Below are 13,213 nucleotides of genomic sequence, written 5' to 3' on the forward strand. Positions count from 1 at the left end.
CGGTGGGGGTACCGGCCGGGCGGGGGCCCCCCCCCCCCCCCCGCCAATTTTTCTTTCTCGCGGCGGCGCGGGCGGGGGGGGGGGGGGGGGGCGGGGGGGGCCCCCCCCCCCCCCACCCCGGTCGGCTACTGGGCGAACGCCTGGAACTCGGCGATCCGTACGTTGTTCGCCTGCCGGCTGGCGGTGGCGCAGTCCGTCGCCGCGCGCGGGTCGGCGTCCTGCTCACCGGCGTAGTCGGGCGCGCCGGTGCACTGGTTGGTGACCACCTCGACCCGCAGGTGGGTCGCCTTCGTACGGGGGATGTCGAAGGACCGGATGATCAGCTCCGGCGCCCGGGGCCGGGGCGCCACCGACGGGAAGGCGTCCGCCGGGCTGGTGTAGACCAGCCGGAAGTTCGCCGGGTCGGTGCAGTCCACCCCGTCCGTCGCCGCGCAGGCGAGGACCCGGAACTGGCGCAGCGCGGAGAACCGGCTCTGCGTCCCGGCGTCCGGGTCGCCGGTGACCGGCGGCCGGAGCATCGCGCTGACCTGCACCCGGCGGACCTGCTGGGCGCCGCCGGCCAGGTCGACGGTGACCTGCCGGCCGGCGACCGGGCTGCCCACCGAGGCCCAGTTGGTGGCCTCGTCGTCGTCGGCGATCCGGGCCAGGTTGATCCCGTCCCCGCTGACCGTCGCGCCGGCGGCGGTGGAGGCGAGGTTGGGGCGTACCTGGACCGGCAGGTCGCGGACCTGGCCGGCCGTGACGGTGACCGGGCCGACCCGGACGTGCCCGTGGCCCGGGGCGCGGACCACGAACTCGTACGTGCCGGGGACCAGGCGGACCTGGTCGGTGAGCGGGGTGGCCGGATCGCTGTCGGCCACCGGCACGGCCCGGGCCTGGTAGCGGCCCACGAACAGCTGCGCCCCCGGCACGGCCACGCCGTCGTCGACCGGCCGGAAGGTCACCGTCGCCTCGTCCGCGTACGGGGAGGCGAAGCTCGGCGTCGGGTTGACGTCGGCGTTGCCGGCGCTGGCCGCGCTCTCGCCCAGGCCGCGAGCGGCGAAGGCGTTCCAGAGCAGGTCCTGGTTGGCCCCGTCGAACCGGAGCCGGTCGGCGGCGAGCATCGCGTCCCGGGCGTCGACCATGCTGACCTGGCTGACCGCCGTCAGCAGGAACGAGTCGAAGACCAGCTGGATCCAGCGCCGGTTGCCCGGGCAGGCGGTCACCGGCGTGGTCCCCGCGGCGCAGGACTTCTGCAGGGCCGCGTCGCCCGCGCCGTAGCGGCGCATCATGGCGGCCCGGATGTCGGCGTTGGTGGCGCTCCACACCTCACCGGAGGCGTGCACCTGGAGGCCGACGAAGTCGTAGTCGATCGCGCTGTAGTTGAGCGGGCTGTCGCTCATGTTGTAGTTGCGGATGCCCGCGTCCGGGTCGCCGGTGGTGTACTCGCCGATGGTGAAGCCGCGCCGGCCCGGCGCCGCGTACCCGTGCTCGTAGAGGTACTCCATGGCGAGCTGGTCCGACCAGCTCTCGCTCATCCCCTGCGGGGAGCTGACCCCGGCGTTCGGGCCGGCGATCATGCGGTTGCTGATCGCGTGGCCGTACTCGTGGGCGATGACCGACATGTCGAAGTCACCGTCGACGCAGGGCGCGTAGAAGGAGCCGGCGATCGGCTGCCACAGGTACATGTTGGTGGTCGGGGCGACGCCGTCCGGCGGGGTGATCTGGTTGGCGTTGTCCCGGGCGGCGAAGTTCGGCGGGCCGCCGCTGACCCCGCCGGCCTGGGCGTTGCCCTGCTCGGCGTCGTTCCCGAGCCCACCGCGGCCGAGGTTGTCCCGCTGCAGGTTCCAGGTCGCCTCGGTGAAGCCCAGGTGGTACGACCAGTCGTGCATCCGATTGTGCATCGCGAACAGGTTCGCCCGGGCCGCATCGATGTCGTTGGCCTGCGGCGAGGTGAAGGTGTCCGGGCTGCACTTCTGCTCGTACCACTGGTTCGTCCACGGGTACGCGTAATTCCGGTCGGGACGCGGCGTGGCGGTCTCGGTGCCCACGCTGCGCGAGTCGTTGCTGAACCAGTTCTGCACGGCGATCGCGTTGTTGCCGTTCGTCGTGGCGGTGGACGCCCCGGTGACCGGGTCCACGTCCCAGGCCGGCGAGCCGGGCACGCCGACCACCTCGGCGCAGCCGGCGGCCGGCGTGGCGCACCAGCGCACCCGGGTGTCGGTGGAGGACTTGTCCACCAACGGCGAGTTCGGGAAGACCTCCCAGGACGGGTTGTCGGAGTCGTGGTCGACCAGGTCCTCGCGGACCAGCACGGTGCCGTCCCGGGCGTCCACGTAGCTGGCGTAGGCCGCCGGGTCGCCGGCGACGTCCGCGCCGAGGACCACCTCGTACGCGGCCCGCGGCCCCCGGTCGGCGGTCGGCACCGCGACCAGCGAGGTACGCAGGACCACCGGGTCGGTCAGGCCGGCGTCGGCCGCCGCGGCCCGCCGCGCCTGCTCGGCGGTGACCGTGGCCGGCGCCGGGGTGCCGCCGTCCCGGGCCAGGGACGAGCTGACGTGCCAGACCGCGCCGTCGCGTACGCCGACCGCGAGGACGCCGTCCACCGCGGCCGGCAGGCCACCGAAGCGCTGCCGGAACAGCACGGTCGCGCCCTCGCCCATCGGCGCGACGGTCAACTGCTCCAGGGCGGCGGCACCATCGGCGGTCAACCCGAGCAGGTCCCGGTTGGCGGCCACGTACGCCCGCGCCGCGGCGGCCGGGTCGGTGGGCAGGCCGCCGGCCAGCGGCCGGCCGGTCGAGGTCAGCGCGGCGGGGGTGCCGAAGTCGGTCCAGCGGACGCGGGCGCCGAGCGCGGCGGCGCGGTCCCGCTGCCGACCGGTGGGGGCGATCCGCCCGTGCCGGTTGTCCCTAGTCTTGCTGTCGTGGATGTCGCCCGGCAGGTGCGCGGGCGCCGCCTGGGTGGGGTTCTCGTCCCGGGGTGCCGCCTGGCCGCCAGCTCCTGCGGTCAGGACCAGCGCGGCCGCGAGTAGCAGCGCGGTGGTCCCCGTCAACGCACGGGATGGTGTGCGCACGGTCCCTCCTGTCGTCGAACGGCGTTGTCCGTTCCCGCCATCCGACCAGGCCACAGTGGTGCTCGGCACCATCCGAACATCCATAAATGACGTTGCGTCGATGGCTCGCGCCCTGGCGACGACAGCTGGCGCGCCGGATATTCGCGACGCTATGCCAGGTACGTGAGCCGTACCGACTCGGCGAGCACCGCCTCCGCCGCCGGCAGGTCGGCAAGTCGGGAGGCCAGGGTCGCGACGGCGAGCCGATGCGGCAGCGCGGCGCTGAACTTGAGGCCATCCAGGGCCTTGTCGTTGACATCCGGCAGGCACATCCGACCAGCCGCGTCAGCGAGCCCGGCCCGGAGCATCTCGCGGCTCAGGTCGGGCCGAAGGCGGATCGAGGCGTCGTCGTACCGCTGGGTCGGATCGGCCAACTCGCTGAACGTGGAGATCAAGGTGGCGTTCGCGCGGAACCCGGCCCAGGTCCACCAGCGCACCTCGCCGTCACTCTCCCGGACCACCAGCGTCCCGCCCGGGTGCACCAGCGAAGCGAATTCCTCGCGCAGACCTGCCATGCGGTTGGTGGCGCGGGCGGTGAGCGCGACCGGCGGGTCAGCACCGAGCAGCACGTCCCGCATGGCCCGGAGCATCCGGTACGACCGCCCCTGCGGCACGCCGCCGGTCATCCAGAGCGCCTTGCCCCCGCTCTCCACCGGCTCCACGAAGCACCGGTGGCGCTTCCAGTCGATGTAGGTGACCCGCCAACTGCGTCCGCCGAGCAACAGCAGCCGCGGCCCCTGCACCTTCGCGGTCAGCAGCGCCGGGTCGGTACGACCGATCTCGGTACGACCGGACAGCACGGTGAACTGGGGCGGCGCGGTGAACACCGCCAACATGTCCATGAAGTGCCGTCGGCCGAAGCGCGCCTCCGCTTCCGGGCCGATGAAGAGCATGCCGGAGTCCGAGTCGAGGTAACCCTGGTCCACGAGGTGACGCACGATGACCTCGGCGGACCTGTCGAAGGGCGGCAAGTTGTTCCACTCGTGCCGCCAGAGCTGGTCTCCCAGCCGGTGCTGTTGCAGCGAGAGCGCGAGCATCTGCTGGGCGACGATGTGCCGGGGCTCCGGCGGCGGCAGGACCTCCTCCACCCAGCCCTGAGCCCAGAGGTGAAGCAGTCCGGCCGCCTGAAGGAGTCCGTCACCATCCAGTGCGAGAAAGAGACAGTTCCGGGATGAGCCGGGACGGCGGCCGGTCCGGCCGATCCGCTGCAGGAAGGCCGCGACGCTGCGCGGAGCGTCGAGTTGGATCACCCGATCGAGATCTCCGACGTCGATACCGAGTTCGAGAGTGCTGGTGGCGACGATGACGCAGTCGCGTTCCTGCGCGAACGCCTCCTCCGCGCGGCGCCGTTCCTCCATCGACAGCGAAGCGTGCGACAGGAAGGTCGTGACGTCGAGCGCCCGGAGCCGTTGACCAAGCTCCTCGACCAGTGCCCGGGATTCGCAGAACACGAGGCGCTTCTCACCTCGGTGCAGTGCGGCGATCACCTTCGCCGCATTGTGCACCGAGCCCACATAGTCCAACTCGACCTCGCCAGCCGGTCGAGAGGCAGTAACGGCCGAGGCCGACGCCACCTCGGGCGCGACGACGCGGGCGGGCCGTCGCTCGCGACCAGATCCCTGAAGCCAGGCCAACAGCGCATCGGGATTACCGACGGTCGCGGAGAGCCCGACCCGCTGGATCGGCTGACCGGCGACCCGGCTGAGCCGTTCCAGCACGGCCAGGAGGTGCCAGCCCCGGTCGTCGCCGGCGAAGGCGTGCACCTCGTCCACGACGACCGCCCGCACGCCACGGAAGAACTCGTCGTGGTCGACGGCGCTGCTGACCAGCATCGACTCCAGGGATTCGGGTGTCGTCAGCAGGACGTCCGGCCGCTCACGGAGGATCTTCCGGCGCCGGCCCATCGTCACGTCGCCGTGCCAGAGGGCCGCCCGTCTTCCCAGCCAGCCGGTGTAGGTCTCCAGCCGAGGCAGGAGATTGTTCAGCAGGGCCTTGAGCGGGCAGACGTAGAGCACGGAGGTGCCGGACCAGTTCTCGTGCGCCATCCGCGACAGCAACGGAAACATGGCCGCCTCCGTCTTGCCGCCGGCGGTGGGCGCGAGGAGCAGGGCGTCCTCCCCGTCGAGGAGCGGCCGCACCGCCGCCAGTTGCAGCGGCCGGAGTCCCGGCCACTGCAGCGAGTTCACCACATGGTGCAGGACGACTGGATGCAACAGCTCGGCGCCCGTCAGCATCTGACTCTCCTACAGGTCCAAGGCAATCTCGTCTGCCCTGGTCGCGTTGCGCTCCACGTCGGTCATCTCGGTGGCGGACAAGGTCAGCGCGTAGTGCTGCCGCGGGTCGAACTCGGCGAACTGGTCCACCCGGTCGAGCACATCCCCCACCAGCTTCTTGAGGAACAGCCGCGGCGCCACCCCCACCTTGCCGCCCAGACCACCGGCGACGGCCCGGGCCAACTCCCCCAGGTACGCGTCGTCGACCAGAGCCTTCACCCGCTCGGGCGCCGCCGACCCGTCCGCGTACAGGTCCCGCACCCGGCCGCCCAGCTCGACCAACGAGTCGACGGTGAAGCCGGGCAGCCGGACCTGCACCGCACGCGGGTTGTCGAAGCGCGGATCCGTGGTGAAGTCGACCGCGAGCCGCTGCGCGAGCGGCGCGAGCCGCTGGACGCCCTGAGGGCCCTCGTAGAAGGCCGGGGTGCCGGTGATGACGAGGTACAGGCCCGGGAACCGGCCGGAGTGCACCTCATCAATCAACTGACGCAGCGCGTTCAACGCCTTGTCCCGGGCGTCCGACCGGACTCGCTGCAGCGTCTCCACCTCGTCCAACACCAGCAGCAGTCCGGGATGACCGCTGTCACGCAGCACCGCAAGCAACCCCTGCAGGAAGCTGAGCGCCGCGAAGTGGTCGAGATCGCCTCGCACACCGGCGACGCGGCGGGCGGACGCTGCGACGTGCGGCTGACCGCCGAGCCAGGCGAGCACGGCGTCCGCCGTGGCCGCCTCGCCCGCGAGACTCGCGATCCGGTAACCGCGAAGGGCGGCCGCGAAGGCAGGCGCGCTGCGGCTGACAGTGGCAAGCCGCTGCTCGAGCAGGACTCCCACAGCCCGGTCGAGCGCCTCGGCGTCGTCGGGCGGCACCTCCCCGGCGGCGAGGACGTCTTCCTCAAGCGCGTAGAACCAGCTGTCGACCACCGGCCGCAGCGCGCTCGGCGGGAACGTGGCGGTGGTCAGGCGCTCGGTCAGCCGCCGGTAGACGGTCTCCAGCCTGTGCAGCGGTGTCTCGTTCTCCGAGATCTGCACCTCCGCAGTGGCGAGGTTGGCCCGCTTGGCCCGTTCGGCGATCCAGCGAGTGAAGAACGTCTTGCCGGAGCCGTACTCGCCACGGATCGCCTTGAACACCGAGCCGCCGGCAGCGACCCTCTCCAGATCCTCGCCGATCGAGGTCACGAACCGATCCAGCCCGACGGCGAGGAGGTCCAGCCCGGCCGACGGCACGGCACCGCGCCGCAGGGCATCGACGACCTCGCGGCGCCGCGCCGGACTGACCGCGCTCACGCGGCACCCTGCCGCAGGCCGAACTGGGTCCGCAGCAGCGACACGTCGAGCCGGACGGTGCGTCCGTCATCGATCAAGGACAGCACCGGGTAGTTGTCGACGTTGAAGATCCGCTGCAGGGTCGCGACGAAGCCACCCGCCCGCGCGGGCAATTCGCCGGCCTGCTGGGCCAACACGGCGAGCGAAAGCACCCCTTTGGCGTCGACGAGCGCCTGCAGTGCCGCCTCCACCTTGCCGAGATCCAGCTTGCGCGGGGTCAAACTGTGCTGCGCCTTGAAGATGTCGGAGGCAAGCAGCGCCTTCACCAGATCATCGCCGGCCGCCGGCGCCGCGACGGGAGCCGACGTCACCTCTGGTACGTCGAACAGCGCCGTCTCGCCCGCGACGACCGGTGCCTTACGCCGAGGCTTCGGGGTGGGGACCGGCGCAGGCGCGGCGTCGGCCACCGGCTCGGCCGCCTGCCACCACCGGGGTCGGCGCACCTCCACCGGTGCCCAGCCGTCTGGCACGTCAGCGGCGTTGGGCAGCAGGTAGGCCAGCAGCGGGATGGTCACCTCGGCGAGCGACGCTCCCCCGTGGTAGCCGGCCTTCGTGGGACGGTAGCGCCGCAGCGGGTCCCAGAGCGCGATGATCCGGTTCTCCTCGGCCACGACGCGGGGGCCGCTGAGCTCGACCTCGCCCGGACCCGCCGGGCCGGGACCGGTCCGGTGCCGGGCGGAGGCGGCATCGCTGGCCTTGACCAGCTCTCCGCCCCGCTCGAGAACATGACCGTGGTCACTGGTGATGATGACGGCCCGCCCCGACGACCGGGCGAGGTCCAGCAGGCTACGCAGGAAGCCGAGATCGCTCAGCTGCCAGCCGGCCTCGTCACCTTCCCTGCCGTGGGCCAGCGAGTCATCGACGGTGTTGATCACTACGGCGACCAGGCGTGCCCCGCTCGCCATCGCGTCGGTGAGTTCGCCGGCAAGCACCTCACCGGCGCCGCCCCGAGCCGGCCCCTTGTGGAAGATCCGGGCGTCGCCGCCCCACCGTCCCTTCTCGAAGATCTGCTTCTCCGTGGCTTGGGTGCCGGCGCGCAGGGCACCGGCGAAGAGCGAGGTCCGGGAGACAGCCGTTAGGGTGGGCAACGCCGCCGCAATTCCGCGGCGTCGGGCGGTGCCGCCACCGGCCAACGGGTCGTACTCCACCCAGTGCTGGGACAGCTCGTCGGCCAGATCGACGGCGACTGCCGCGCTCATGCCGTCGAGCACGACCAGCAGCACCGGCCGGTTTTCCTGGAGCAGCGGGTCCACGACCCGGGGCAACAGGTTCTCGACCGTGAGGAGACCACCGTCGTTACCCGGTCCGGCGGTGGCCCAGGCCGCGAGCCGGTTCGCGAAGGCGCCGTCGAGCTCCCGGCGCCGCTGCTGCGCCCGCTCGTAAACCTCACGGAAGGCGTGCTGCAGCTCGGGCTGGACGTCCTCGCCGGCCCAGACATGGCTGAGCGCCAGATCGACCCAGCCCCACTCGGCCATCTGCCGTTGCACTCCGTCGGCGACGCTGGCGGGCGGCTCGACCGTGGTACCGAGCCACCGGACGACCCGCTGGGCCATCCGCACCCGCCGTACCCGGTCCGCCTCCTCCTCGGCCAGCAGGTGTCCGGCAAGCCGGTCGACCGCCGCGTCCAGAGCCGGGTCGCTGGGGTTTGCCAGACCGGCGACAAGCGCAGCAGCCGCCTCGCCGATCCGGCGGGTGAAACCCGTACGCAGGACACGACTGTGACCGGCGCTGTCGGCCGCGTTGAACTGGATCAGCAGCTGCTCGGCCCGGTCCAGGACGGCCCGCCCCTGCCGCCGGACGCCCGCGTCCCGGTCGCTCACCATCGCGCCGATCACCTGAACGGCGGCGGTCGCGAGCCCCCGTACGGTGGCGTCGTCGTTCAGGCCGCCGAAGTACTGGTCGACGCGCCCCTGGGCCCGTACGGCGTCGGGGGTGTCGATGGCCCAGAGCGCGTCGCACAGCAGGCCCAACGGCAGCGCATCCGTGCCGCGCCCGACGTCGACGAGGGCGAACAGCGCCCGGGCCGGCCGACCGAACTGCTCGACCAGCCAGCGGGCGAGGCCGTCCCGCTCGTCCTGCCCGAGGAGGGTGAATGCCTCGACGGAAGCCGGTTCGACGCTCCATCGCAGCAGAGTCGGCACGTCCAGGTCGTCCGGATCGTTCCCCCGGCGGGTCAAGCCGAGCCGGACAGCGGCGAGGTGACGGAGGGCGACGTCCCGGCTGAGCACCTTGGTGGTGAGCCGGGGCCAACCGCCGGGCGGCATGGCGTCGAGCAGCGCCTGCCCGGCCCACCGCTCCCGCTCCAGGGCGATGTCCGACACCTGCGCACCAAATGCACCGACGACAAGATCCCATGGCTCGACGGTGATCACCTGTTGCCGGAAGATCCGGCTGCGTACCCCAGGCCCGAGGCGGGACTCGGGGATGTCGGTGAGCAGCACCAGCACCTCGTCCCCACGGTCGGCGACGAGGTGGTCCCATACGGCGAGCGGCGAGACGCACGGTACGACGCGGACCTGGCGCCCGCCGGGCAACGGCAACACCGGGTCGTGCGGCCACGCCGGCTCCGCACGGACCACCATGACCGGGTACGCCTCACCGTTGCGGTGCCGGTCGAGCTGCTGCGCCACCTTCTGAGCCAGGGCCGCCGGGCTGATCCGCAGCGCCTGCGTAGCAGTTGCTACCTCCGTCACTGCACGATTCTCCAGCTCACCTCGATGGTGGCGTCGCCGTGCGCTTCCGCGAACTTGCGAAGGTCTGCCAGGGCTTCGTCCAGTCCACTGGCCCGCACCTGTCGGGTGCCTCCCGCCGTCGTGTCGTCACCGCCGGAACGGGAGCCGGAGCCACCGTACGATCCGCCGCCGCTGCGAGAGCCCTCACCGGCACCACCGCCGGACCCGCCACCCGAGCCACCGCCAGCAACCACCCGAAGCAGCGCAGTCGCATCGCTCTGCGCGCGACGAAGGGCCGGAGCGAGCGGAGCCGTCAGCTCGTCCGCCTGAGCGGCACGACGAACCGCGTCCAGGATCGCCGCCGCCCTGGCGGCGTGGGGTTCCGCCAGACCGGCGACGATCTCGAAGTTGTCCCAGGGCGCGGCAGCCAACGCGCTCGACACCTCGCCCGCGCTGCTGATGCTCTTGCCCATCCGATCCGCCGGACCAGTCAGTTCGGCATGCGCGAGCCGTTCGACCGTCTCTTTCGCCGAACCGGCATTCGCCAGCGCGTCGAGAAGATCAGCCGCCGCACGAGCTGTGGGCAACCGTCCGGTCTCCTGGCTGAGCTGAAGCCACGCTGCCCGATCTTCGAGCCGGCTCAGCAGCGTGTGCGCAACATCCTTGTACCGGGCCGCCGCCGTCTTCAGGTCCCGGCTGAAAAGGGCTACCAGTCGGCCACGGCGCAGACCGAGCTGGTGAACTCCGAAGATGGACGCGGCCCGTGCCCGCGCCTTCTCCCAGTCCTCCTCGCTGGGCAGGCTCTCCTCGCGCAGCGTGTGGTCGGCCGTGAGCTTGCCGATCTCGGGGGCCGGCGTGACCGGGCTGCCGTGCAGGTAGAACGCCCGGTCGGTCTGCTCGGCGAAGGTCGCCACCACGAGCTGGGCGACGATCGGGTCGAGGCCGCGCGGCTTCGGCTCGTCGATCCACCGCAGCAGGTCGGCGACCCGCAGCTCGCCGGTGATGCCCTCGCTGGCCGCCTTCTGCTGGAAGTGCTGCGCCCACTCCCCCTCGATGACGAACGCAGCCTCGTGCATCGTGCCGAGTTTCAGCGGGTTCGCGATCCGTCGCATGATCTGCCGGTGGGCCCGTTCCACCTCGACCCGGCCCTCCGGCGACTCGACCGCCTGCTGGACGTACCCGAAGACGGTCTTGACCTCCTGGAGTCGAACCGGGTCGCCCTTGCGGTCCGGGTCGAAGTCCGGGTGGGCCGGGTACTGCTGGCTCAGCATCTGGTCACCGATGCTGCGCAGCGCGTCGTTGAAGGTGGCCCCCATCGGGAGCTTCGGCTCCAGCGCTCGGGTCAGTGACTGGAGGTGGTCGTCGAAGCCGAGCTGCACGTCGGTGGGCTGCTTCTGCGCCAGCCCGTAGGCCTGGCGCAGCACGCCCTGCATCTTCGCCAGCAGCGCGCTGCGCTGGTTGGTGAGCGCGGCCTGCGCGCGTCGCCGGTCGTCGGGGTTGAGGTGCTCGGCGTGGCTGTCGAAGCGCTGCCCCTCGAGCAGCTTGTCGATGATGACGAGCTTGCCCAGCTCGTTGCGGCGTTCCACGGTGAGGGCGGCCGGGATCCAGCAGACGGTACGGGCGTTGGTCCGGGTGAGCAGGTCCTGGACGCGCTGCCGGTCGTCGGCCGGCCCGTGGCTGCCGTCGTCGAACGGGTAGTCGACGATCAACCGCCAGCCATCCGGGTCGTCGGGATGGAACGCCTCGTCCCGGATGTCGTTCGGGTCGCGGACATTCCCGTACACCAGCTCGATGACGCGGCGGCTGCCGCGCCAGCTCAGCGGGGCCTCGGCGAAGAACGAGTCGCTCCACGGCACGCCGAGCTGCTGCCAGAGCAGACGCTGGACGATGTGTTTGCGCGCACCCTCGTTGTCGTAGTGCTTCGCGGTGGCGAGCACGCTGTCGACGTCGACGCCGACCAGCTCCAGCGACACCACCGGATCGTCGCCTTCCCCGATGCGGATCTCGGGGAACTGGCCGGCCCAGTCGGCGAGCTTGCGGTTGACCTGGGCAACCTCACCACCCGGAATCGGGCTCGTGATGCTGCCGTGGTTGAGCGCGGAGAGCCGCCGGCCGGTGAGGTTCCGCAGCGCCGGCACGCTGGGCGCCAGGGCGGCGAGCAGCAGCGTCTTGATCAGGCGGTCGTCGCCGGTGAAGGCCCGGATCCGGCCCGCGACCTCCGGGCTCAGCTGGCCGCCACGGCGGGCCGCGTCGAGGTCCTCCTCGGCGAGCCCGTGCTGGCCGAGCAGGTGCGGCCGCAGCTTCAGGTCGTACAGCTTCTGGGCCATCTCGAACTCGGCCTTCAGCTTTTCGGTGAAGGGCTGGTCACCGCCGCTGCTGATCACGTCGTAGAGATCGCCGAGCGGGACGAGCTGCCCCAGGCGCAGGGTCTCCCGCCGGTCGACGAGGAGCTGCCGCATCAGCTTGAGGGCTGTGCGGGAGCGCTGCAGAGCGCTGGAGACGTGCACCAGCGTGGAGATGAAGGCCGGGCTGAAGGGGTACGTCGAGCGGAACGCGTCGATGTCGGCGCCGCTGCCGGAGTCGGTGCCGAGCAGGGTGTCGAACACCTCCCGGCGTACCTTCGTGGTGCTCTCGAAGGCGCGCGAGATCGCCTCGCCGGCCTCGGGGTTGAGGGGCTTGAGCAGACGGCGGCGGGCGATCTCCGGGAGGTTGCGGTCCTCCAGCTTGATCACGTCGAACCGACCGCTGGCCAGGTTGAGGGTGTCCTGGTAGCTCAGCTCGTTCGCGCCGACGACCTCCTCGCCGACCAGCTCCCGCAGGTCACGCTGGCGGGCGATGAAGCTGATCACGGGGATCGGCCGGCGGGTGTCGCCACCCTCGACGAAATTGGTGATCTTCTGGATCTCGCGGGAGACGAACTGCTGGTCGCCGATGGAGTTGGCCAGCCAGAGGATCAGCTCGTCGAGGAAGAGAATCAGGCCGTGGTAGCCGAGTTCCTTCGCGTGCCGGCTGATCTCGGTCAGGCCCCGGTCGAGCGAGATGAACGCCTCGGCGTCCTCCCGGGCGTTGCTGAAGAAGCCCTTGTTCCAGCTGGTCAGCAGGTCGTTGACGAGCTTGCGCCGCAGCTCGTCGCTGTACGCGCCAGCGAACGCCTGGTCCAGCCGCTCCGGTGTCCAGAACGCCTCGGTCTCGCCCCACTCGTCCTCGACGTCGCCGCCGGGGAGCCCGGCGATGAACTGGGCGTCGCCGATCTTCTCCCGCAACGAGGCGGCCTGCTCCAGCAGCGCGTCGGTGCGGTGCACCGCCGGGATCGGCGCCTCCGGGTGCAGCGCCCGCACCCGGTCGACGTAGCCGCCGAGCACCCGCTGCTCAAGCGAGCGGGCGTCGAGCAGGTGGTACGGGATGAGCAGGAACTTCCGCCCGTCCAGCCAGACGCTGTGCTTGGCGACCAGCGGCGCCAGCTCGTCCCGCCCGCGCGCCGCCGGCTCGCCGCGCAGCAGCGCGTGCAGTACCGCCATGAAGTGCGACTTACCCGAGCCGAAGGAGCCGTGCAGGTAGGCGGCCTTCGAGGCGTGCCCCTCGACCGCGGAGCGGATCAGCCCGAGCGCCTCGTCGAAGTTCGCCAGCAACCGCTCCGTGACGACGTAGTCGCGGAGGGTGGCGTCGGCGTCGGCGACACTGTCGGCGAGCTTGAGCACGAAGTCGCTCGTGCTCGTGCGCTCCGGGATGTCGATGAACTCCCGGAGCAGCGGCGCAGGGGCGGGCGAAGACATGGTCCTTACCGTATCGGTAACACCGCGGAGTCATGAGCCGCCACCCGGTGGTGACGACATCGTACGACCGGCGTCGGCGG

The 13,213-nt window shown here is 71.6% G+C and carries 5 protein-coding genes; all 5 read right to left on the reverse strand.

Annotation, left to right across the window (positions count from 1 at the left end):
* Positions 1 to 125: 125 nt before the first annotated feature.
* A complete protein-coding gene (locus ACGFI9_RS02170) occupies positions 126 to 3,032 on the reverse strand; it encodes a M36 family metallopeptidase (protein WP_393173930.1) in 2,907 nt (968 codons plus the stop codon).
* A 170-nt stretch (positions 3,033 to 3,202) separates the two neighbouring features.
* Positions 3,203 to 5,326, reverse strand: a complete 2,124-nt coding sequence (locus ACGFI9_RS02175) for a DEAD/DEAH box helicase (protein ID WP_393173932.1) — start codon at positions 5,324 to 5,326, stop codon at positions 3,203 to 3,205.
* Positions 5,327 to 5,335: 9 nt separating this feature from the next.
* Entirely contained in the window at positions 5,336 to 6,649 is a 1,314-nt protein-coding gene (brxD, locus tag ACGFI9_RS02180; protein WP_393173934.1) for a BREX system ATP-binding protein BrxD, read from the reverse strand.
* The gene (gene pglZ, locus ACGFI9_RS02185) at positions 6,646 to 9,381 is read right to left on the reverse strand and encodes a BREX-2 system phosphatase PglZ (protein WP_393173936.1); all 2,736 of its coding nucleotides are present in this window, start codon (positions 9,379 to 9,381) and stop codon (positions 6,646 to 6,648) included. The genes brxD and pglZ overlap by 4 nt, the downstream gene beginning before the upstream one ends.
* Positions 9,378 to 13,133, reverse strand: coding sequence for a hypothetical protein (locus ACGFI9_RS02190; RefSeq protein ID WP_393173938.1), 3,756 nt, complete (start codon positions 13,131 to 13,133; stop codon positions 9,378 to 9,380). The genes pglZ and ACGFI9_RS02190 overlap by 4 nt, the downstream gene beginning before the upstream one ends.
* Between the last annotated feature and the right edge of the window lie 80 nt (positions 13,134 to 13,213).

The sequence above is a fragment of the Micromonospora sp. NPDC048930 genome, assembly GCF_043197935.1.
Lineage (GTDB): Bacteria > Actinomycetota > Actinomycetes > Mycobacteriales > Micromonosporaceae > Micromonospora.

Coding starts and splice junctions, on each gene's coding strand:
- ACGFI9_RS02175 (WP_393173932.1), bottom strand. CDS start 5,326: ATGCTGACGGGCGCCGAGCTGTTGCATCCAGTCGTCCTGCACCATGTG.
- ACGFI9_RS02190 (WP_393173938.1), bottom strand. CDS start 13,133: ATGTCTTCGCCCGCCCCTGCGCCGCTGCTCCGGGAGTTCATCGACATC.